The organism is Peribacillus sp. JNUCC 23 (assembly GCF_053653995.1).
Map to the genome: position 1 here is coordinate 3,205,812 of NZ_CM132202.1, position 21,661 is coordinate 3,227,472.

Annotated in this window: 19 protein-coding genes and 1 pseudogene; 11 read left to right on the forward strand and 9 right to left on the reverse strand. The window is 35.9% G+C overall.

Annotation, left to right across the window (positions count from 1 at the left end; all coding sequences use genetic code 11):
• Nucleotides 1-208: 208 nt before the first annotated feature.
• Both JNUCC23_RS15430 and JNUCC23_RS15435 read right to left on the reverse strand, forming a co-directional pair.
• Nucleotides 209-583 (reverse strand): hypothetical protein, encoded by a 375-nt coding sequence (locus tag JNUCC23_RS15430; protein WP_454212252.1) that lies wholly within the window; start codon nucleotides 581-583, stop codon nucleotides 209-211.
• A gap of 634 nt (nucleotides 584-1,217) precedes the next feature.
• The gene (locus tag JNUCC23_RS15435; RefSeq protein ID WP_454212254.1) at nucleotides 1,218-1,637 is read right to left on the reverse strand and encodes an SMI1/KNR4 family protein; all 420 of its coding nucleotides are present in this window, start codon (nucleotides 1,635-1,637) and stop codon (nucleotides 1,218-1,220) included.
• A gap of 242 nt (nucleotides 1,638-1,879) precedes the next feature.
• Here JNUCC23_RS15435 and JNUCC23_RS15440 point away from each other — a divergent pair, with 242 nt between their 5' ends.
• Entirely contained in the window at nucleotides 1,880-2,065 is a 186-nt protein-coding gene (locus tag JNUCC23_RS15440) for a hypothetical protein (protein WP_062177520.1), read from the forward strand.
• Nucleotides 2,066-2,245: 180 nt separating this feature from the next.
• On the opposite strand, the gene JNUCC23_RS15445 is transcribed toward JNUCC23_RS15440, so the two are convergent.
• Nucleotides 2,246-2,602, reverse strand: a complete 357-nt coding sequence (locus JNUCC23_RS15445) for a hypothetical protein (protein WP_062177518.1) — start codon at nucleotides 2,600-2,602, stop codon at nucleotides 2,246-2,248.
• A gap of 676 nt (nucleotides 2,603-3,278) precedes the next feature.
• Between JNUCC23_RS15445 and JNUCC23_RS15450 the strand changes: the two genes are divergently transcribed.
• Together JNUCC23_RS15450 and JNUCC23_RS15455 are read left to right on the forward strand one after the other, a co-directional pair.
• Nucleotides 3,279-4,085, forward strand: coding sequence for a DnaD domain-containing protein (locus tag JNUCC23_RS15450; RefSeq protein WP_454212257.1), 807 nt, complete (start codon nucleotides 3,279-3,281; stop codon nucleotides 4,083-4,085).
• The gene (locus tag JNUCC23_RS15455; RefSeq protein WP_454212259.1) at nucleotides 3,982-4,935 is read left to right on the forward strand and encodes an ATP-binding protein; all 954 of its coding nucleotides are present in this window, start codon (nucleotides 3,982-3,984) and stop codon (nucleotides 4,933-4,935) included. The genes JNUCC23_RS15450 and JNUCC23_RS15455 overlap by 104 nt, the downstream gene beginning before the upstream one ends.
• Nucleotides 4,936-5,417: 482 nt before the next feature.
• Here JNUCC23_RS15455 and JNUCC23_RS15460 read toward each other — a convergent pair whose 3' ends face one another.
• The 6 genes and pseudogenes from JNUCC23_RS15460 to JNUCC23_RS15485 all read right to left on the reverse strand — a co-directional run bounded on the left by JNUCC23_RS15460 (nucleotide 5,418) and on the right by JNUCC23_RS15485 (nucleotide 13,049).
• Nucleotides 5,418-6,659 (reverse strand): serpin family protein, encoded by a 1,242-nt coding sequence (locus JNUCC23_RS15460; RefSeq protein WP_454212261.1) that lies wholly within the window; start codon nucleotides 6,657-6,659, stop codon nucleotides 5,418-5,420.
• A gap of 634 nt (nucleotides 6,660-7,293) precedes the next feature.
• Nucleotides 7,294-8,568, reverse strand: a complete 1,275-nt coding sequence (locus tag JNUCC23_RS15465) for a S1C family serine protease (RefSeq protein WP_454212263.1) — start codon at nucleotides 8,566-8,568, stop codon at nucleotides 7,294-7,296.
• 442 nt (nucleotides 8,569-9,010) lie between these two features.
• Complete coding sequence (locus JNUCC23_RS15470; protein ID WP_062177501.1) at nucleotides 9,011-9,433, reverse strand: HIT family protein; 423 nt, start codon at nucleotides 9,431-9,433, stop codon at nucleotides 9,011-9,013.
• Nucleotides 9,434-9,521: 88 nt separating this feature from the next.
• Nucleotides 9,522-10,090: pseudogene (locus tag JNUCC23_RS15475) on the reverse strand (suppressor of fused domain protein).
• Between the two features lie 46 nt (nucleotides 10,091-10,136).
• Nucleotides 10,137-12,455: an EAL domain-containing protein gene (locus JNUCC23_RS15480; protein ID WP_062177498.1), complete on the reverse strand. Its 2,319-nt coding sequence runs from the start codon at nucleotides 12,453-12,455 to the stop codon at nucleotides 10,137-10,139.
• A gap of 24 nt (nucleotides 12,456-12,479) precedes the next feature.
• Nucleotides 12,480-13,049, reverse strand: coding sequence for a hypothetical protein (locus tag JNUCC23_RS15485; RefSeq protein WP_454212265.1), 570 nt, complete (start codon nucleotides 13,047-13,049; stop codon nucleotides 12,480-12,482).
• Between the two features lie 792 nt (nucleotides 13,050-13,841).
• Between JNUCC23_RS15485 and JNUCC23_RS15490 the strand changes: the two genes are divergently transcribed.
• From JNUCC23_RS15490 to JNUCC23_RS15525, 8 genes are all read left to right on the forward strand, one after another.
• On the forward strand, nucleotides 13,842-15,032 hold the full coding sequence (locus tag JNUCC23_RS15490; RefSeq protein ID WP_454212267.1) for an acyltransferase family protein: 1,191 nt from the start codon (nucleotides 13,842-13,844) through the stop codon (nucleotides 15,030-15,032).
• 126 nt (nucleotides 15,033-15,158) lie between these two features.
• On the forward strand, nucleotides 15,159-15,905 hold the full coding sequence (locus JNUCC23_RS15495; protein WP_454212269.1) for a YveK family protein: 747 nt from the start codon (nucleotides 15,159-15,161) through the stop codon (nucleotides 15,903-15,905).
• Nucleotides 15,886-16,524, forward strand: coding sequence for a CpsD/CapB family tyrosine-protein kinase (locus JNUCC23_RS15500; RefSeq protein WP_454212271.1), 639 nt, complete (start codon nucleotides 15,886-15,888; stop codon nucleotides 16,522-16,524). Before JNUCC23_RS15495 ends, JNUCC23_RS15500 begins: the two co-directional genes overlap by 20 nt.
• Before the next feature lie 17 nt (nucleotides 16,525-16,541).
• Entirely contained in the window at nucleotides 16,542-17,180 is a 639-nt protein-coding gene (locus JNUCC23_RS15505; protein WP_454212273.1) for a sugar transferase, read from the forward strand.
• Nucleotides 17,181-17,202: 22 nt separating this feature from the next.
• Entirely contained in the window at nucleotides 17,203-18,189 is a 987-nt protein-coding gene (locus JNUCC23_RS15510) for an NAD-dependent epimerase/dehydratase family protein (protein WP_454212275.1), read from the forward strand.
• A gap of 15 nt (nucleotides 18,190-18,204) precedes the next feature.
• Complete coding sequence (locus tag JNUCC23_RS15515; protein ID WP_454212277.1) at nucleotides 18,205-19,677, forward strand: oligosaccharide flippase family protein; 1,473 nt, start codon at nucleotides 18,205-18,207, stop codon at nucleotides 19,675-19,677.
• Nucleotides 19,667-20,878, forward strand: a complete 1,212-nt coding sequence (locus JNUCC23_RS15520) for an O-antigen ligase family protein (protein WP_454216093.1) — start codon at nucleotides 19,667-19,669, stop codon at nucleotides 20,876-20,878. The genes JNUCC23_RS15515 and JNUCC23_RS15520 overlap by 11 nt, the downstream gene beginning before the upstream one ends.
• Entirely contained in the window at nucleotides 20,856-21,659 is an 804-nt protein-coding gene (locus tag JNUCC23_RS15525; RefSeq protein WP_454212279.1) for a glycosyltransferase family 2 protein, read from the forward strand. The genes JNUCC23_RS15520 and JNUCC23_RS15525 overlap by 23 nt, the downstream gene beginning before the upstream one ends.
• Nucleotides 21,660-21,661 lie beyond the last annotated feature (2 nt).

Below are 21,661 nucleotides of genomic sequence, written 5' to 3' on the forward strand. Positions count from 1 at the left end.
GAAGGAACTAAAATTCCCTTAAAAATCTTACCAAAGTAAAGAACAAAGTATTCGTTAAATTCCAAATAAAGACCTTTATAAGGGGCTAATCATGATACTTTATGATACACCGATAATTATCGTATTAGACAACCGCCCCCATCTGGCACTAACTGTTTTTAATATTTGGGCTCTGTAAAATTTTAATGTTGATTTAGATCTTCACTTATTAATCGTTAAAAGTGACAGGAATTTTAACCAAAACATAATCACCAGTCCACATCTGCGTCGTGGCAATCAATTGGGCTCCTTGTTTTTCAAAGAAAAGTCCGCTACCGTCCTTTTGCTTGAACATCCAGCTATTTTGACTTAGCATATCCTTGATATTTTCGTCAGCTATGCTTTGATCACTATATGTGATATACCACTCATATCCATTTTCTCTTGATAATTTAACGATTGCTTTATTTGAATCATTTAGCTTTTCAATCGCTTCTTTTTTGCTAACATGATCAATTGGAAGTGGAGGTAAGAAAAGTTTGTTGTTAAATACGAAAACGACAATAAATAGAACGGATACAACTAACACTATCATTTTCTTCATTCAATCACCCCTTATGATTCTTCTTTCAATTCTATATTAAATATTCCAGTTGTATTCTAAAATACCTTTCTATTCGGGAAATCTCATCTATTTAGGCGAAGTGAGGTGTTTGTTTATTACTATGGATAGGCGCTGTTAAATCTTAATGTTGATTTTTTGATAAAGTTTTAGGGAGACCCAATCTTTCTGGGTTTCCCTATTCTTGTTAAACAAAAGCCTGTTAGTTCAATAAGTCCTACAATTTAATCCCATTATTTTGGGACTGGATTATATAGCTGTTATTGGATTCCCACTTATAGTGTCCCACATTAAATTCCTTTAGGTTTATTAAATCTTTGAAATATTTTGGGATAATGCAACTCCAGTTTAAATTTTCTATTTTAAGAGGGAAATTGTCTTCGTTAGGATTAGGAGTATGAATATAAACGGCATCTAAACCAGCATCTTCATCGTTATATAACACCATGATACTACAACCTTCATGAGTTATGAATTTCACACACTCATTTTTTATGTTGTTCAAAGTATAAATTTCTCACAAAAAAGCACTTGTTGCCTACAATGCAATCAAGTGCTTACAGTTAACAATATCAATTTCTTAGTTTGTCTTGTTACAGCTAGTATCCTGGATATGTTAAAAATGTATATTTAATTCTTCACGAATTGCTTTTTCTAAGTAGTCCTCAAAACTCTCTGCTATAATTTCTTTCCCACTGAAATCAAAGTCAAATGTAATAATTTCTGTATTCTGAGAATTAAAACCCACCGGATTTCCTGCACCGTCTATACCAATGGCAATAAAATTCTCATACCCTTTAGGGAGTGCTTTTCTAAAATGTAGAGATTTCTCTACAAATGATGGTGTCGCAACAAACTCCGCCTCTCTCAATCCCAAGACAATAGCTTCACCAACTGCTCCAGAACCATACCTCAAAAGAAATTCTTTAAAATCCTCTGGCAATTTTACTTTTAGTTCATCTTCTGCTTGGTTTACTTCCTCAATATTAAGAGGCCCTCCAAAGGCTTCAGGGCACATTTCGAACTCTTCATTCAATAATCTCCCTTTTAATCATTTCATTGGCATATCTTGCCTTCCAATATTCTTTACGCCACTTATTAAATTCTAGCCTAGCTTCTTCACTGCCAACTCCACCCGAATTCCCAATTGGATTTTTTATTTATTTTGAATGGCGGCTGCCATGTAAAAATAAAATTCGTTTTATGTAAGAACATAGGTAAACAACCGCTCATTCCCCCAAAATACACATATATTATATAAAAAAAGGGGGGAAAATAATGGATAGAATGATCCTAGTGTTTTTAGCAAGTCTTTTAGCTGGATTCTCTTTGATAAAAGTGTCCTTAGCCGGAACATTTTTATCAAGTTTGGAACCATTCACTACAATCATCGGCGTTTTAACAGTTATCGTCTTTTCATTGGCCTTAATCTATCAAGGAGTAAAGACCTTATTTAACAAATAGTTATGTAAGCGCATTCAATGAGAATAACTCATATAGATCAGACCTCGCACTCTAAATCAGTATGTTATCTCATTCTGTATTTAGTTTTGCGGGGTCTGATTCTTTGAGTGGTGACATTTCACGCCAAATCTATGTGGCAACTCATCTCGGTTGCTCTAAAATACACGATAAAGTGAAACTTCAATCAGTGGGAATTTTACTACCGGTTAATGCGGGATAAACGATTCGAGGTACATCTTTCCCATGATCAATGACGTCTCTAACTGCTCGTTTAATCCATTGTTTAGCCAGATCATCAGTACCTCTTGCTTTATCATGAAAATCTCTAATAAGACCTTTCGAGAACACACAAAGAACTTTTGTTTCACTATTAATTTGAAGTCCAACCCTTGGTTTTCTAGAGGAGACGATATATGTAAGAACTCCAGCATCATTCAAAAGGTAATGATTATTAGACACATCACACTCCATTACAACCCTAGTTACCCCATTAACAAACTCTTTTTCTCCCTCTTGGATATACCTTTGACTTCCCATAGTAAACAAACCACCTTAGTGAAATATTCATACTATATATATTTCGTAAAGGAGTCTTAACTTCCTCTATTTCCACAGAAAAATCACACAAATTTTACAAGTCACATAAAACCTTTACAACAAAATCCGAGTGGTGAATGGTACGTAAAATAAATGCGACGGTCTCTCATCACGTTAAAGCAATGAGTAACTGGCAGTATCGTGTCTGATATTTCACAAAAAAAGAAGCCTCCCTAAAATTTCATACCGTGAGACTACCGTATTGATACGGTATCCATAGACTAAGGGAAGAAGAAGAACAATAAGAAGAAAGAGAAAGAGAATGCTAGCTAGCTTATACGGCTTGGAATTCTGTACAAAAATAAGAGGTGTCCCATAACGAGAAAGGGTCAGACTCGTCGTGCACTTACATACACGCAGCAACAAAAAGGTACCTGAAAAATTTTTTTATTGGCATGCTACTTTTTCTATGAAACGGCTTATAAAAGAGTTGAAGAGCTTTTTTCTGTAGAAAAGGGGCGGGGCTTCGCAAGATCAGCTCCGCACCACCACCTTCATAAGATCCTATCATGTTTGAACCTGAATCTTTTTCATCGTTTTAGCTATTGAGCAGACACTCATGGATGATCGCGTGATGCCATCTATGAACAAAAATTGCGCAAAGGAGAGAGTACGCATGGCGAAATATAGACAAGTACATATTGCATTTTGGCAAGACGGGTTTGTGCTGGATCTCACTCCAGAGGAAAAGTATTTCTATCTGTATCTCATGACCAACAGTAAAACCTCACAATGCGGAATCTATGAACTCCCAAAACGCATCATCGAAACAGAAACGGGTTATAACCGCGAGACCGTTGACAAACTGCTGCAGCGCTTCGTAGATTACGGAAAAATCTTATATGACGATGTCACGAAGGAAATTATCATTTTGAACTGGGCGAAATACAATTTGATTAGAAGTCCAAAAGTGATTGCTTGTATTAAAAGAGAACTAGCAAGTATTAAGAATAAAGGCTTTGTTCATGAATTTGTCAACCAATGTAAACAGCTCGGAAATGACCTTGGATTTCTGCCATCAGATGCTGTAACAGAACAAAAAAAGCCAGCGGCAGCTGGAAAAACTAGCCCTATAGATGCCGTCCGATTTTATCAGGAGAATTTCGGATCACTCAACCCTTTTATGTCAGAACGTATCATGATGTGGGAAAACGATCTTGGACCAGTATTAGTGATCGAAGCGATGAAACGGGCGCTAAAAAAACAAAAGATGTGGGGATATGCTGAGGGCATCTTGAAAGATTGGGCGAATCAGAATGTACGCTCCTTGATCGATGTAACAGGGCTGGATCAAGAATTTGCCTCAAGGGGGGAGAAAAATGGCAACAAGATCGGTAGAAGACGTCCTAACCAAGCTGCTACAAAGAACGAAAAATCCATCACCGGCAACCAAGTTGGTTGGCTTAGAAGAAGCCCAACCTAATTGCCCAATATGTCAGGACCACGGGATTATCATTTATCGCGTCCATGAGGAAACGAAATGGGTGACAAATCACCAAATCATGAACGGAGTGGAAGTCATGACCCTAACCCCAGAAACTATGGTCTTAGAAGAAGATTTTCTTTCTGGACAAGTATGTAGCCCAGACCAAGCGTGGGCGTGGCGTACGACTTTTTCGAAACGCTGTACATGTATAAAACAGAAAAAAATGGAGCGGTTGTTAAAGGCAAGCGACATTACTGATGAATTTAAGAAGTTGGGCTTTAAGAACTTCAGCCTGGAAGGAAAGCCGCAAATCATTGTCGATATGTACGACTGTTCAAGTTCCTATTTGAAGCGTTTTCTAGCGATACGAACGGACAGAGCCAATAGCATTGCCTTACTCGGACAACCCGGCTCAGGAAAAACTCATTTACTAACGGCGATCGCCAATAACTTGATGCAACGAAAAAACATATCGGTCCTCTATTTTCCATATGTAGAAGGATTTAATGACTTGAAAGATGATTTCGAAAAACTAGCAACGAAATTAGCACGCATGCGGCAAGTAGACGTCCTTTTCATCGACGATTTGTTCAAACCGCTGAAAGGAGAACCGAGAGCGACGATCTGGCAGATTGAACAAATGTACGCAGTTATCAACTATCGCTACCTGAACCATAAGCCAATCCTCGTTTCATCCGAGTTAACCGTAGATGAAATCGTGAACGTAGACGAGGCCCTTGGTACACGAATCTATCAAATGTGTCAAAACTATACGGTAGCCATTAAAGGCGATCGTAATATATTAAATTATAGATTGGCGGGTGCAAAATATGTGTCAAATTTGTAACGGTACACACGTTGTCAGTGCGATAAGCGTTTCATCGATCATCATTTCCTGTTGCCCAATCTGCGGGCCGGAATCGGAAGAAGTACAAAATGCTCGGTTTGCGGATATGTTATCTGAGATTGCTCAGATTAAACGGTTGTGGAAGAAGGATGCTTGATGAGTGGGAGGATGATGACAGGAAAAACGATCGCAGCGTTGGATCTTCCCTGCTTTCATGAATAAGTAAGTCCGTAATCGATTTGAAAACTAAAGCTGCCAGTTTCGCGCTCCATGAAAGCGGCGGGAGATTGGTAGCTTTAGTTAGTAATTGATAGTAATCTTCTAATTTTGAAGGTTAATTTGTCCAAAACATCTAATATTCTGTCTGAATTTCAAATAATTAATCCGAACTGAATAATATATGATTGGGAATGTAGCACAGGTAACTATTTATTAATCCACGAAAGCACGATTGACTCCAGCATTCATATTCAATCAAAAAACTACTTCCCCTCCTGTGGATTGGAAATCGAGCCCATGAATAAGATTGTCCCCGTTTCATCGTCTGTTATAGCAATGAAAAATGGCCGGTTAACCTCCATCTGAAATGGTTTATCTACGGGTGCAGACACAGCAACCACTTCTACTGAGGTTACAGCAGCCGCTTCTGTTCCTTCTTCATTCACATCCAAATATGTTTTTTGTTTTACTTCACTAATCGATAACGGCTCTTCCTCTGTAATCATTTTCGTGAAATTGGCATCTCTTTCAAATGCAGAATTCATACCAAGCTTTTTTAACGTTTCATTTAATTTCACTTCGTATTCCATTTGAAAGGTTGGAAGCATGATCGTTCCTTTTCTCTCATAGAACTCGGACATCCAATTCTTCCAGTTTTCATTTGTGAGTAACTTTTCAAATTCTTCTAAACTGGTATTTTCTTTCGGGAGAAATACGTTCATGCTCATTTCACCATCGCCATAAGGGAGAGAGACCGCCTGAAAGTTTTTGTTTTCCGTATACGCCAATTCTTTATTAAGCGTCATTAGTGGAAGATTCTTTGTAGTCCCGTCTTTTAAATGAAAGGCTCGCTGCTCTGTTTGTTTTTTATCAAATCCATAGGTCCACCCCCCTTTAAAATAAATCGCGTTAAGGAGAATGGCCACTAAATTCGGATCTAAAGGAGCCTCTACCATTTCTTCTATTTTTCCATTCGTGGCCTGTTTCACCCAGTCATTGATCATTTCAGAAGACTGGCGATCCAATATATCCATTTCCTGAATCTTCGCATTAAAATAATCTCTTGTTTTCTTGGCAAAGTCAGTCTGAAAATGAAACTGATTATTTAACCAAATCGAGTTCGCGACATTCAGCTGAATTTTCTTAGAGTCACTATGAAGCAAGGACATCAAAGAAGCGTTCGCTTGATTCAGCTCAGCTACATCGATCCCTTCAACCTGCAGAACCTTGGCTATTTCATCTTTTGTTTTCCCATCCGCTCCGTTATATACCATCGACAATGCCATGAATAAACTTGTCGGTGAAATGAACGTGTTGCCATCTTCATTCGCCTCGACCACTGACAGCAAATCCATTCCCAGTTGATTATTGGCGGACACAATTTTTTGATAGTCCTCTTCACCAAAATCCACCTGGTTTGAGATTTCCAAACTTCCTTGCTTATCCGTTCCACAGCCTGTTACAAAAACACTCATTAGTAAAAGAGGAACAATTAACTTCTTCACACCCATCACCATCCTTCATTACATTAGACTGCATAAACATGGAATAGTTCCAGCCATCACCTTAGCTTACTAGCAAAGTATCAAAATCTTTGTATCCCCAATTATTCAAGCCCCAAATCCACTAAATACGCAGTCGGTTTCTGCTTATTGATCGCAGTGTATGGATATTGAGATTTGTTGACAAGTGGTTTTTAATTTTCCACTTCGCTGCTTTGTAACCTATCAATAACCATAGGCAAATAAATATCGGATTGTGATTCTTGATACGTTTCTTTAAATAGGAAAGGGTCTTACGAAGTAATAAATGAGGATTTCGGTATGTGGGGTATCCGTCCAATGATAGCTAGACAACTCCTTCCCCATTTTCGTTTCTAATGGATCTCGGTGCCTCTGTTCCTTCCTTCTTCTTTTTATTAGCAAAAATAGCATGACGGCAATTGCTATGACATCTAATAAAATTAGATTGGAATAAAGTCCCTAGCAATTGCCTCGAATGTCGCCAGATTTCTACTTCCCTCTTATCGAGAAATAGCTCACCGCCCACCTGCTTTATTGTTAAGTTTATTAGCATGTAGTTTGATAGATTATCAGAAAACCGCCTACATGTGGGGATTTGCACACAAAGCTACTTTTACTATTCACTTCCTCCCACCTCTAGTTCACCGTTCAAACTATTTCCATCAATATTTTCATCATTTGGGTATGGGGCTTCAAGCGCTGGATCCTCATTTTCTATAGGTTCTTCATATATCAAAGGATCTTCCGTGTCGACGGGCTCCTCGTATTCTTCATAAATTGGATACTCCTCTAGTTCTTCATACTCTACAGAATCATCATATCCTTGGTAATAGGAATCCTCTTCATAAGAATCTTGGTAATAGGATGAGTCCGTTTCTTCTTCGCCTGGATTTCCAATAAATGTATCTGGTTCTTCTTCAACGTATTCTCCACCGTCAAAATACCAATCCTCTTCATTTTCCCAAAGATCTTGGTAATAATAATCACCAGATTCATTATAAAACAAATCGAAAATCTCTTGTTCAGTGAGCGGCTGTTCAACCCAGTCTTGTAGAATACTATAAACATCCTTGACCGGAATACTGAAACCAATCGCTTCTTCTCCAATCATTTTTGCTGAATTAATTGCGATTGCTTTTCCGGTTTTTTTAGATAAAAGTGGTCCCCCACTGCTGCCAGGGGAAATGGCTGCGGACATCTGATAGATGTTTTCATAAGAGCGGTTTCCGATGAAAAAGTTACGACCTACTCCGGTTATGTATCCTAATGTTGCCGTATTTTCAAGACCATGCGGACTCCCAAGAGCGATTACTTCTTCACCTATTAATGTCTGGTTTGAAGTTTCAAGCGCCATCGGCTCCTCTCCTGCCAACTCTGACACACGAATAATAGCGATATCGGTATCGTTGGAATAGCCAATTACCTGACCGCCATATTCACTTCCATCTGAATTCTTAACGACTGCCTGGACAGATCCTTCAACCACGTGCGCATTGGTTACAATATCGCCATTTTGATTCATCAAAAAGCCAGATCCTTGAGAGGTTTCTGTAAAAATCGTATACACTTTAGTTTGCTGTTCTGCAATAACATCCGTAATGTCTTTTTTAACCTCTACCTGCACCTCAGTCTTTTTAGCTGGTAAGGCAATCGTTTCAGCTTTTTCTTCCACTACTTGTTTCACAGGCTCAGTCACTATTTTCTTTGACGCTATTTCTGTCGGTACATCATACTGAAAGTAATAATAGAGTGACAAACCAACTGCTAAGATGCAAAAAATACTTAACGTAAGTAAAAATGGAACGACTTTAGATTTTTTTTGCTTTTTCCCACATGTTGAACAGTAATTTGAGGAGTTTGCAAGCCTTTCTCCACATGATGAACAATGCATATCTTCACTCTTTCCATATAAGTCTTTTAGACTAACTATATAGAAAATTATGGTTTTTGTCTAGGTTCATTAGGATGATCTAGTATTCATCCGTTCATTGGCTTCGTAAGCTAGGGGAGGTATTTATAGCAGAAAGAGAGAGAAAAAAGAACATTTCAATTAATAGTAAAACAGGTCTACTATAACCGATCATTCTTATGAGATAAATCCTGGTTAAGGGGAGAAATAGATAAGATTTTGTTACTGTATTTTCAAAGCATTTTCTCGAGACGTAGAGGATGTATGGTTTTCGATTAAAAATTGCTCGTGCCGCCGTCATCTAGCATGAAAAATGCAAGAGCGGTATAATCGCGTTTAAGAATTTACGATTATTTTTCAACAACAAGAGATGCTACCATTTGGTGCACCTCTTGTTGTACAAACTATTTTAAAACGTTAGTTGTTAGAGATATTTTTTAATGCTTGCGATCATTTCCTGATATTCTTCTTCTTTTAAGTATGTTTTACCTGGGTTCATTTCAAAGGTAGAACCCCATTCTTCTTTATCTTCATACTTAGGGACGATATGCATATGTAGATGATGCATTTTATCACCATATGCCCCATAGTTAAGCTTGTTTGGTTGGAAAGCCTTGTCCAAAGCCTCTCCTACTTTTTTTACATCATTCATATATGCCGCCAATTCATCTTGATCAAGCTGAAAAAGTTCTTTTACATGATCCTTATACACGACATTACATCTGCCCGTATACGTCTGCTCTTTAAAAAGAAAAACAGTAGAAACATCCAACTGACAAATTTCAATCATTAAGTTGTCGCGACCTTCATCCTCCATGCAATACATACATTCTTTATTACGTTCCATACCCCTCAAGTCCTCTCTTGTTAGAAAATTCTAGACTATTTGATTGTAACACTATTATTTTCCTTTTGCGTGTTTTTATTAGGAAGGTTTAACTCCTATTTAAAGGATCGAATATATCTATATCTTTTTGCCCTAACAAGTCTTCAAGTTCCTCTGTTCCTTCCTTCTCAGCAAATACAAACTCTTCCTCTGATATTGGTATTGCACGTAACCATGCAACTTTTTTAGCTGAAAAATCTAGATTCTTTAGATCTTCCCATAAAAAAGGGGCTGTAAATAGTACGTGCTCCATCTCGCTATCTGGGTAATACATTCTTATTATATCCCGAAATATTTCACCATGATAAATAGAGAACTTTGTGTTAATAACATAAAGGGCACATGTCGATAGTATATGAGGGAAAAGTGCAAACTTTGATGCACTCGCCCCTACGATTTCAGTTCTTAAGGGTTTGCGTCTACTGCGTATCCAATTGAATAGTCTGATAATCCAATAGTTGAGTAGGATGTAATACCCTCGTATGGTTTATTTATAGTTGATAATAAATCAATATGACTATCATTTTTATCGTCCCAGTATTTCGATACATTTGGCTTGCCTCCAAATGCTTGTAAAGCTGTTTTTGCTATCATTTTATTATCATTTGAAATGGTCATAGTCATCCTCCAGAAGTGCAAAAGAGAACAAAGGGACCGTTCTTGCTTACCCCAGTAATCTCTCAAAATCCTCCACACATACAGGGCGACTGAACAAGTATCCTTGAATTTCATCGCATTGTATGTCTTCTAGAAATGACTTTTGAGTGTTATTCTCTACACCTTCAGCAATCACTTGGAAGTTCAAACTTTTCGCCATCAGGACAATCAATTTCACAATGGCTGCATCTTTTTCGCTATTCTCTAAAGCAGAAATGAAGGAACGGTCTATTTTTAGGCGGTCAATTTGAAATTGGCTTAAATAATGGAGCGATGAATAGCCCGTTCCGAAATCATCTATGGCTATTTTAAAGCCCATTTGTTTTAACAAATTTAATTTAGCTATTGTTTGCTCAATTGGGCCCATCGCAATACTTTCGGTAATTTCCAACTCGATTTGATTTGGATTGGCTCCGGTTTCTTTGATAATTTTTGATACCATTTCAATAAAATTATTTTGCTGAAATTGTAAGGAGGAGATATTCACGGCAATTCTTAATTGAGTAAAGCCTTTTTTACTCCAATAAGCGGACTGCTCACAAGCCTTCCATAAAACTCTTTCTCCGATTGGCAAGATTAGCCCCATTTCTTCGGCAATTGGAATAAAATCTGATGGAGGTACCAGTCCATAGCCAGGTCTTTCCCAACGTATCAAAGCTTCTGCACCAACAATTTCTTGATTGATCAGGGAGATTTGCGGCTGGTAGTATAAGATAAATTCATCCCGCTCTAGACCCTTTCTTAACGAAGTTTCTAACTTTACTGTTGGTTCCATACTCATTGAACCATTGTAAATTTGACAATCATTTTTTCCTTTTCCCTTTACTTTGTACATGGCCGTATCTGCTGCCATCATGAGAGCATCTAAGTTATTCCCATGATCAGGAAAAACAGACACCCCAATACTTGGGGTAATATTAAGTTCAACATCCTTAATATAATAGGTTTCTCTTAAGGTAGTTAATAGAGATTCTGTGATGGCTTCTATCTCATCCATATTTGTATTTTCGATTAATAATGCAAATTCATCCCCGCCTAGTCGACAAACAAATTGATCTTGATTTAGACAATTGATTAATCTACTCCCTACTTCTTTTAATAAAAGATCACCATAGGAATGGCCAAGACTGTCATTAATTTGTTTAAAGCGGTCCAAGTCAAGCATCATAAATGCCATTCGCTGTCGCAACACATCCGAATTGCTGATCGCTTGTGAAAGTCTTTTCTCCATAAATCTACGATTGGGTAACCCAGTAACGACGTCATGTAAAGCGATATATTCCATTGAATTTAGCGTTTCTACTAGTTTATCCGTTCTTTCCTTTACCTTTTCTTCAAGATCTTCATTTAATTGATTTAAATCGTTCACTAATTTATCATTTTCTAATAAAGTTAGGATTTGTCTCAAAATAGCTAATAATATCGTTAAAAACAGACCCAGTACAACAGGATGCGTTTTGTACAATAAGGAAATAAAATAAACAGAAAGTATAAGAACACCCAAGTAAGGAGTAATAATTTTCAAAAAATGACTTTTATTTTTTCTTTTTTGATTGATTATCGTCTCTTTCTTTTGAAAGGGCACATAATAGATTCCAGCTAAGCCTATTAATAGGATGGATAGAATCCATAACGGTTCATTGATACTTCCTACAGAGTATGGATTCATCACTTTTAAAGAGATAAAAATACTATCGGCAATAATCTGAGTTAAAAAACCAGAAACGAGAAGGAATCTTGTCATTTTTGAGAAAATGCTACCTGATGCGAAAAAAACGCTTAAAACCCCTACGAATACACCTAAATCTAAAATGGGATAAAGTAACTCCGGGATATTTAACATCATATTGGTATGTTGATGGATCAATGGATTAATTAAAAAAATCCAACTAAATGTAGTGGCTGCCGTCATAACGATTAACAGATCGAGAAAGAACCGAATGGTTAGCAAATGGCTTTTTATTTTATTCAGGATAATCAGAAGTGCGATAAAATAGAAGCCATTTTGCAAGATCCAAAATTTCTCAGAGATCGTATTGGACGCTCCATCAAGGTTCAGAATAAATGCATTATAACTCCAAATCAACGTTCCAATTAGATAACTCAGAATTCCCAATCCAAGAAATAACCAAAAACTTTTTGAAGTCTTAAAAAAAGTATAAATAAGCCATCCAATGGATGTAAGACAAGCAATGATTTGAAATGTCACTGCACCCCAATCTAATACGGGCGGATTGTTTTGAAACATGATATTCCAAAGAAAGTTAGAAAGAATAAAAAGCGCGATGAAAGTATAAGCCAATTTCCGGGTTTTAAGACTGTCCATTTGTTTCTCCATTCTGGATTTGCATTACCTTAATATATAATTCTTTTTATGATCATCTTGATTACTAGTTCGTAACCAAGGATACTTTTCCTTATGTTGATACAGATCTTTAGGGTAAATAACAGCAGGGATCACATAATCCCCTTTATAATAAATTTGTTCACCAACAGACTTCACTGGAAACTTATAGATCGTTCTTAGTGCCTTATAGAAAACCCTCTCAAGTAAAGCAACACAATAACTAATTTCATGTTGTTCCGAGTAGTGAACAAACACCGATAATAGTCTTTCTAGGTTCCTTCCTCTAAATTGTTTTAAGATGGCAACCTTATCAATTTCGATCACCGATTCTGGATTATTTTTAATCGATTCAATCAGATGAAAAGGATAAACTGTGTTAATATTATGATTCGGCTCTAATAGATATGGCTTAAATTCTATCGTTCCTACTTTTTGATCTTTTGAATCTGTGATTAAGTATCGATCGGCTGGGCCATCTTCCATTTCCAATCCATATCCTTTTTCAAGCCAACATTCTATCCAAATGTTATTAAATTGATTATACAAGGCTAATGAATCTACTTTTATATACACGTTATTTTCCTCCAATTGACTAATGTAGTAAATTATATGTCAAAAATAATTATACATATAATCAGAAACTTATTCTCATATTAATCAGTCAGAAAAATAAAAATAATATAATAGTAGTATTTAAGAGTTATAAGGAACATACTGATGAATATCTATATCCGCCATATCGGACAAACCAAAAAGACAGAAAGCATCGATCGGGCATCTGTCTACTCTAAGCTATTCTAAATTTTAGATGATGGATTGCAACTTGTATAGGAAAACCCTCGAAATGTGGTACTAGTTCTTCACAGATCTATTATACCAAAATTCGAGGGTTATTCTTTTATTTTTTCATATTGTGTCTTTTCACTATTGTTTGTGGCTTTGGATTAATCCTGGAAAATGCAGGTCTTAATATTACAAAACTGACAGTAGACATGCTGTGACCTAATAATTTAGGAATAGCTATTCTTCAATTGGGTTTTGTTACTTAGGGTGTTGAGTTCAAATTGAACATTCCTTATATATCTCTTTCCTTAAAGCTGCCTGAAACTCTCTCATTGGCCATTTAAAACATGCGACAAACACGGTCTAGATTTCGTTTTATTCATAAAGATGTATTGGTTTCTATATGTGATTGAGGAGCAGTTTAAATCCTATCGTTCTATAGAAAGTAGCATTCAGCTTATAGTTTATGGATTTTATAATCCACTTTTTTTGTCTATTTTTGTCTGTTTTAAAGAACTTAATATACTTTATAACGAATTAGTGCTATATTGTTTACAAAAACAACTCTTATGGAGGGAGAATATGAATAGTAAGCGGTATGAAGAATTTGACTCATTAAGAGGATTAGCCGCTCTTATTGTTTTAATTGGACATTATTTGATGGTATTCCCTGCCTATGAAACATACAAATACGAATTAAATAGTCCTTTCACAATATATATAGTAAAGGAAACCCCTCTTCGTCTGTTCTTTAGTAGCGGTAATGAATCGGTTATTCTCTTTTTTTTATTGAGTGGTTTCGTTTTGTATGTATCTATTAATAATACTAAGTTCCATTATGCTTCATATATAACAAAAAGAATTTGCAGAATATTCATACCATATCTTATAGCTATCATACTTGCTATTATGGCTAAAATGCTTTTCAGCCATAATCATATTCCGTTTATTAGTAACTGGTTTAGTAAATCTTGGACCACTTCGGAGACGCCAACCTTACTATTACAACATCTATTATTTATCGGACAGTATAATACAGATGCCTATAACAATGTTATATGGTCTCTTGTACACGAAATGAGAATATCAATTCTATTTCCACTACTGATTTTTCTCTTTATACGAAAAAAACTCAGATATTCCTTATTATGTTTTATTATATTAAGTTTTTGTTCGACTATTTTCTTATATTTGTTTGGTTCTGGTGTGAAAATAACTAGCAGTCTTTTAAGTTTCCACTACATAACTATTTTTTTAATGGGGGCTTTGTTAGCAAAATATCGCCATGAAATATTAAACTATACTCTCAATATGAAAAAACCAACAAAAATCGTACTACTGTTGATAGCAATTATTTGTTTTATGTATGAAGGAATGGTTGGTGAAATAGATGTTTTAAACAATTATATATTTAGAAATTATGTTGTCTCTAGTGGTGTTTGTATCTTAATGATGATAAGCCGATCATCCTTAACACTTTCTACATTATTAAGAACTAAAACACTTACACTTCTTGGTAAAATTTCTTATAGTCTATATTTGTATCATTTAATTTCTTTATTCTCATTCATGTACCTATTTTATGATAGGTTACCTATCATCTTTATTCTCATTCTTGCCTTTGTCTTTACGGTTCTACTATCTATTTTGGCGTATCTATTCGTTGAAAAACCATGCATAAATCTTGGACTGTATATAACCAATAATGGGAAAATCAATGTCAATGTAACAGATACAATCGAATATCCAATCCAAAAAAGAAAAATAAGATAGAAAGGATACCCATGTATGAAACATTTTCTGTGTTATTACAAAAGAAAGGTAAACTAGTAAAAACCCATACTCTATATTCTGAATATTCAAACACATAATCAAGAATCCATAAAAAGTGGTGAGAAGATGAATGAAAAAGTAAAAATAAAAGAGTTGATACAAATTTTAAAAAAGCGATCCTTAATCATTATACTTACTACACTATGTATTACTGGAGTCATTTTCATTTCGTCCATGTACATCATGAAACCTACTTATCAGTACTCTACTCAAGTTTTAGCAGGATCTTTAAGTATGGATACAAAGGAAACGTCAATAAATAAAGTACAAGAAAACAGACAGCTCGCCCTTTCGTATATGGACACCATTAAAAGCCCTACTACCATGACAAGTGTCAAGGAAGAATTAAATCTAGCTCGTTCAAAATATGAGTTACTCAAGCAAGTTTCCGTTACCAATAGAGATAGTTCGCAAATTATAACGATTTCTGTCAAAGATTCTAATCCAGAATTAGCTATTGCCATTGCACAGTCTGTCGCTAAGCAGTCCATAAATAGATTTAAAGGCTTTGCAAGCGTAAATCAGATTAATATTCTGAATGATTCCAATGTACTTGATGGTTCAGAACTCCTTTTTCCAAAACCTAAATTCGTTATAGCCATTTCAATTGTGATAGGTTTCTTTTCTGGAATAGCTTTGGCGCTTATGCGAGAACATCTTGATGATGCAACCTACAGCGACCGTGAGCTTGACCGCCTTGGTCTTCCGATGTTAGGTCGAGTGAACTTAAACACGAAACGTAAAAAGAAAGAACACAAAAAAGATTATAAAACCTTATCCTCAGCGAAACGGGGTGAACACTTTGACAATTAAATTTAATAGGAATCATCCCTTTAATCCTTATGATGTCAAAATTAAAGAACAATTTTATACGATATGTAACAATATTGAATCCCACCTTACAAAGGTGGATTCAATATTGTTAATGGTCACTTCATTAGAACAAACACAAAACATTGTCAATGCTACAGCCTATTTAGCCCATGCCTTTTCAGAACAACATAAACGAGTGCTGATCGTAGATGCTAATTTCCGCGAACCTTCACTTCATACTTTGTATAATATGGATCATTCATTTGGTCTAACAACCATACTCTTAGAAGAGCAACACAAACTAAAGGATCATCCAATCAAGATAACGGATTATCTATACTGCTTACCTACAGGAGAAATTCATTTTGAACCAGCAACATTGTTAACATTAAAGACCTTCCCTAACCAAATCGAGGAATGGAAAAAGCATTTTGATATCATCTTATTTCACACATCCGATAGTCTAAACAGACCTGATGCACACATCGTGGCAAAATACTGTGATGGTATTGTTTTAGCGATAAAGGAAAGAAGAGACAAGTTAGAAAAGATTGTAAGTGTAAAAAAACAATTTGAACGGGCAAAACATGAAATAATCGGGACCATGATTATTTCGTAAAAAAAGGGGGTGAATCATTGGATTCAAAAGCTAAAGTTGTTAGTCAGGAAGAATTATTAATAAAACCACAATGGACTTCAGCATATTTCGCTTTTAAACGATCAATAGATTTTACCCTTTCGTTTTTTATGTTACTTATTTTATCACCCATTTTAGTTCTATTCTGCATTCTTATCCCAATCGACTCAACTGGTTCCCCTTTCTTTTGTCAATCACGCCTAGGCCAATATGGAAAAAGCTTCAAAATGATAAAATTGCGTTCGATGGTTTTAGATGCTGAAAAAGACGGTCCACAATGGGCAAGCATAAAAGATCCTAGGGTTACAAAGGTAGGCGCCTTCATGCGAAGAACCCGCATAGATGAAATACCTCAGCTTTTTAATGTTTTAAAAGGAGATATGTCACTCATTGGTCCTAGACCAGAAAGGGAATATTTCTATGACGAGTTTGAAAAGTTTCTCCCCCATTTTAAAAGCCGCTTACTTATAAAACCGGGATTAACTGGGTGGGCACAAGTGAATGGGGGGTATGATGTAACCCCTGAAAAGAAGTTGACTCATGACTTATATTATATTCAGCATAAATCGCTTGCTTTGGATATTAAGATTTTGCTTCTAACATTGACCATTATCTTTACTGGAAATGGAGCTAGATAAATTATGGATGGGAGATTAGGATATGGAGAGAGTACTAGTAACAGGTGGCTTTGGATTTATTGGATCCCATATTGTAGATACATTGACTCGTAATAATTATAAAGTGGCTGTGTATGATAACCTATCCTCTGGATCTATGAAAAATGCCCATTCGAAAGTCATGGCTTTCATAGGAAGTATAGAAGATGAGGGATCATTAGAGCAGGCGATGGAGACGTTCCAGCCTGACTATGTAGTTCACGAAGCTGCGCAAGTTAGTGTACAAAACTCTATTTCCGATATTACGAATGATGCACTGATTAATATTATGGGAACAATCAATATTATTAAACTTTCTCATAAGTATGCAGTAAAAAAGATCGTTTTTGCCTCTTCTGCAGCTGTATATGGGCATTCTAATGTGACACCTATTTCCGTTACACACCCTACTCAACCATTATCTCCTTATGGTGCTTCAAAAAAAACAGCTGAGGAGTATTTACTATTAGCACAAGAATTATACGGTTTAGACTATGTAATTCTCAGATATAGTAATGTGTATGGACCAAGGCAAACAGCAAATGGCGATGGCGGTGTCATTTCGATCTTCACGAATCAAATTATCAACAAAGAGCAGCCGGTTATTTACGGTGACGGTTTACAAACGAGGGACTTTATCTATGTAGCAGATGTTGCGAATGCCAATCTCAAAGCGCTGAGATTCGTTGGAAGTGGCGTCTTCAATATTTCATCAACAACTAGTACAAGTATTAATGAGCTGTACTCTATTATTCAATCGTTTAGTCAACGTAAGCTCTCTCCTATTTATAAACCAGCTAAAAATGGGGAGATCAAAGAAAGTTTGCTCTGTAATAAACAGAGTATCCAAAAGTTGGGTTGGCAACCCGAATATTCGCTGACAAAAGGTCTTTCGCATACATATGAATATTATTTTAAGCAAAATCAGCCTACTTTAACTACGATTGAAGCAGTTGAAACAATACTCAATCCTACAAATTTACCGTTATGAATCGGGAGAAAACAAGTGAATAAAAAGAAGAGTTCGATCATTAAAAATATATTTCATTTATTTTACAGTGCGATTCTAGCCAATGCCTTAAATGCAACTACCCTCATCCTATTGGCCAATTATTTTAACTCAGAGAACTATGGAATTTTCAGTGTGGCTCTAGCACTTGCTATGATCATGCACTTTTTTACAGACCTTGGAGTAAGTAACACATTTCTTCGTGAAGGATCGAAGAAGGAAGATTTAAGCACTACATTATCTTCTTATATAAAGATCCGGGTTGTCTGTTTGCTCTTAGCATTTATTGTATTTTCTATTGGCATTCATGTCTTTTATCAAGAATTACAGATTCTTTTTATGATGTATAGCTTACTGATCCCTATGGTTATTGGTCTGACCATGCAAAGTATTGGAATCACCTATTTTCAATTAATTGAAAGGATGCAGTTTATCGCATCCATTAAAATATTCTCAGCGATTGTCTTAATCATTTCAACTGCTTTGTGCATGATTTTTAAAGTGGATGTCCTTTTGGCAGCCTTTTCCTACGGTTTCTCTTATGTTGTGGGCGGTATATATAGCCTGTATGTACTTTACAAAAAGGCGGAAGTAAAATGGAAGTCTTCTTTTCAAAAACAGTTATTAACAAATCTTAGTCCGTTCTTAATCAGTGGGTTATTTATTATGTTAACTCCCCAATTAGGTCCATTAGTATTAGAAAAAACACTGCCATTAACGCTTGTTGGTCTTTTTGCTGTAGCATACCGGATCCCTTCTGCTCTATACCAAGTACCAGGGGTAATTGCGGGTGCATTTTTTCCTCTGTTATTTAAGCACTACAATCGAGGGGAGTTGGAGGTACATACGCGATTAAATATCCTGCAAATGAAAATAATGTCTTTTATTGGGATGTGTATGACCATATCCTTATTCTATTTGGCTGGATACTTAGTCACGATTTTATTCGGGGATGAATGGCGTTCCGCAGTCCAACCTTTAAAAATATTGGCTGCAATTATTGTCTTACAAGGCTTTAACATTGCCATCGCTGACGGCCTTACGACAAGAGGATTACAGAACCGTCGTACTATAACGCAGTTTATTACCATTTCGATTGGTTTGGTGTCCTTCTATTATCTGAGCATAACCTATAGAGTGGAGGGTGCAGCTTTTGCCGTGCTAATCATGGAAATCGTATCATTCATCGGTTATGTCTTGGCCCATCCAAAAAGAAAAGCGGTATTAACCAATGTCATCATTCCGTATGGGTCCTATTTTTCTATAAGTTTCATCCTAGTACACTACTTATTATTTAAGTACCCGTTTATAGCCATGTTATCGACAATCATCTTCGTGTCTGCGATGATTTTCCTATTTGATAAGACGATCCAGGCCTTCATCGTAAATTTTATAAAAAAGAAAAAACAACCAGACACCAAACAATTAACAGACGGGAGACAAAGAGAGGATGGAAATATTGCAAATTAACAAGAATACCTCTATGTGGCCTGTCTTCTACTTGTTACTTTTTATTACACTTAGTAAATATAATTTGTCTATTGGCTTTTCATTGAAAATTTACATGATTTTCCTTGCCATTTTATTCTTCATTTACTTTCGAGATTTTTACTTCCGTCCACTTTATCATTATGAAATTTTATTGCTTTTATTTTATTTTACCTATTGCCTAAGTGGCGCTTTTTCACAGTATCCTGAAGCAAGCATTCGAGTCATTCTAGGCGTAATTCTCATCCTCTGCTGTTTTTTCATCATGAGATATGTCGTGGAACAAGCATCGATTCGCGCCATTGAAACTTCTATTGCAAATGTTGGGATTATTTTCAATAGCATTAGTCTGCTATTATATGTAATCGGTTTACGATTAACAGGAGGATCACCAGGAGGCGTCGAGATTACCTCGTTTGGATTATTATTAGATAGAGATTATCCAAGATTAATTGGATTACTTGACGATCCAAACATCTTCATTTTCTATAATACATTGTTTTTTTCCTTTTATTTAACGTATTTAAAAGGATTAAAGCATTCGATTGGATTCATTTTATGTGTGATTACCTCCCTTCTTACTTTTTCAAGAGGAGGGATTGTTGCCCTTTTACTAGTTGTTCTTTTATACGTAATTTTAGCGGATTTTTCAAAAAAGTTAAAAATGATGACTGTTTCCCTATTATGTCTAGTTGTAATTTTTACTGCGGGCTCTTTCATTCAAGTAGATTTTAATCAGATCATTCACAGTCGAATTACTGACTTTTCTACTGATGGAGGAAGTGGCCGATTTGAGTTATGGGTTCAAGCCATTAACTATTTTATGTCCCATCCCCTTTTAGGTATTGGTGCCTTTAACTTTTCCGATTACTACGAATTTGAACATAATGAAAAACTATTTGTTCATAATACGTTTCTTGAGGTATTAGTGGAGTCAGGAATTATCGGTTTCCTTCTTTACTTTTCTTTTTTAATAATGCTCCTTATCACCTTCATCAGGACAAAATTGCATAAAGAAAAACCATACATTGTTCTCACACTTTTCGCGTTTCTATTACAGATGGTATCCCTTTCTCTCATTATTAATGAAGCATTTTTCTTCTTTTTAGCACTTGCTTTCAAATACATTTCTATATATGAACGAAAAGAGGCTGATTTTTATGATATACACTATAAAGGATAGCAGACCATTGGTCTCCATTATTACCCCATCGTATAATAGCTCAGCATTTATAATAGAGACCATTGAATCCGTTCAGGCTCAAACATATCCTCATTGGGAAATGATCATCGTTGACGATAAGTCCAAGGATGACTCGGTCCATATTATTCATGAATATATAAAAACCGAACCACGGATTAAACTGATTCCTTTAACCCAAAATGGTGGTGCTGCTAGAGCAAGAAATGTGGCTATTAATGAAGCCAAAGGAGAGTATATCGCGTTTCTTGATAGTGATGATTTTTGGTCCCCTACTAAATTAGAAGACCAAGTCACGTTTATGCAAAAGGGAAACCTTGCTTTTTCTTTTACTTCCTATTCTTTAATGGACGAAAAAGGAAATCCTATGGATATTGAAGTAATCGCACCAGAAACAGTAGATTATAAGTATTTGATTGGAAATACAACGATTGGTTGTTTGACTGTGATGTTAGATAGGCAGCAGATTAAACAAATTGAAATGCCGGATATTCAACCAGAGGATACCGCCCTATGGTTGTTGTTATTACGGCAGGGGTATCAAGCATATGGCTTACAAAAGGTTTTATCCAAGTATCGTATTGTGAGGAACTCTACATCAAGAAATAAATTAAAGGCCGCCTACCGATATTGGAAACTCTTACGAGGACAGGAAAAGTTAAATCTTATTAAAACCAACTTTTATTTTAGTAAGTATGCCTACCATGCGTACAATAAAAATAGAGGGAAGCGGCCTACCTCTATTCCAAATGGAGGTAAATAAGA

Bases quoted from the DNA above. Each gene is read 5' to 3' on its own strand.
- JNUCC23_RS15430 (WP_454212252.1), bottom strand. From the start codon at position 583: ATGAAGAAAATGATAGTGTTAGTTGTATCCGTTCTATTTATTGTCGTT.
- JNUCC23_RS15440 (WP_062177520.1), top strand. From the start codon at position 1,880: ATGGATAGAATGATCCTAGTGTTTTTAGCAAGTCTTTTAGCTGGATTC.
- JNUCC23_RS15445 (WP_062177518.1), bottom strand. From the start codon at position 2,602: ATGGGAAGTCAAAGGTATATCCAAGAGGGAGAAAAAGAGTTTGTTAAT.
- JNUCC23_RS15450 (WP_454212257.1), top strand. From the start codon at position 3,279: ATGGCGAAATATAGACAAGTACATATTGCATTTTGGCAAGACGGGTTT.
- JNUCC23_RS15455 (WP_454212259.1), top strand. From the start codon at position 3,982: ATGGCAACAAGATCGGTAGAAGACGTCCTAACCAAGCTGCTACAAAGA.
- JNUCC23_RS15465 (WP_454212263.1), bottom strand. From the start codon at position 8,568: ATGCATTGTTCATCATGTGGAGAAAGGCTTGCAAACTCCTCAAATTAC.
- JNUCC23_RS15470 (WP_062177501.1), bottom strand. From the start codon at position 9,433: ATGGAACGTAATAAAGAATGTATGTATTGCATGGAGGATGAAGGTCGC.
- JNUCC23_RS15480 (WP_062177498.1), bottom strand. From the start codon at position 12,455: ATGGACAGTCTTAAAACCCGGAAATTGGCTTATACTTTCATCGCGCTT.
- JNUCC23_RS15490 (WP_454212267.1), top strand. From the start codon at position 13,842: ATGAATAGTAAGCGGTATGAAGAATTTGACTCATTAAGAGGATTAGCC.
- JNUCC23_RS15495 (WP_454212269.1), top strand. From the start codon at position 15,159: ATGAATGAAAAAGTAAAAATAAAAGAGTTGATACAAATTTTAAAAAAG.
- JNUCC23_RS15510 (WP_454212275.1), top strand. From the start codon at position 17,203: ATGGAGAGAGTACTAGTAACAGGTGGCTTTGGATTTATTGGATCCCAT.
- JNUCC23_RS15525 (WP_454212279.1), top strand. From the start codon at position 20,856: ATGATATACACTATAAAGGATAGCAGACCATTGGTCTCCATTATTACC.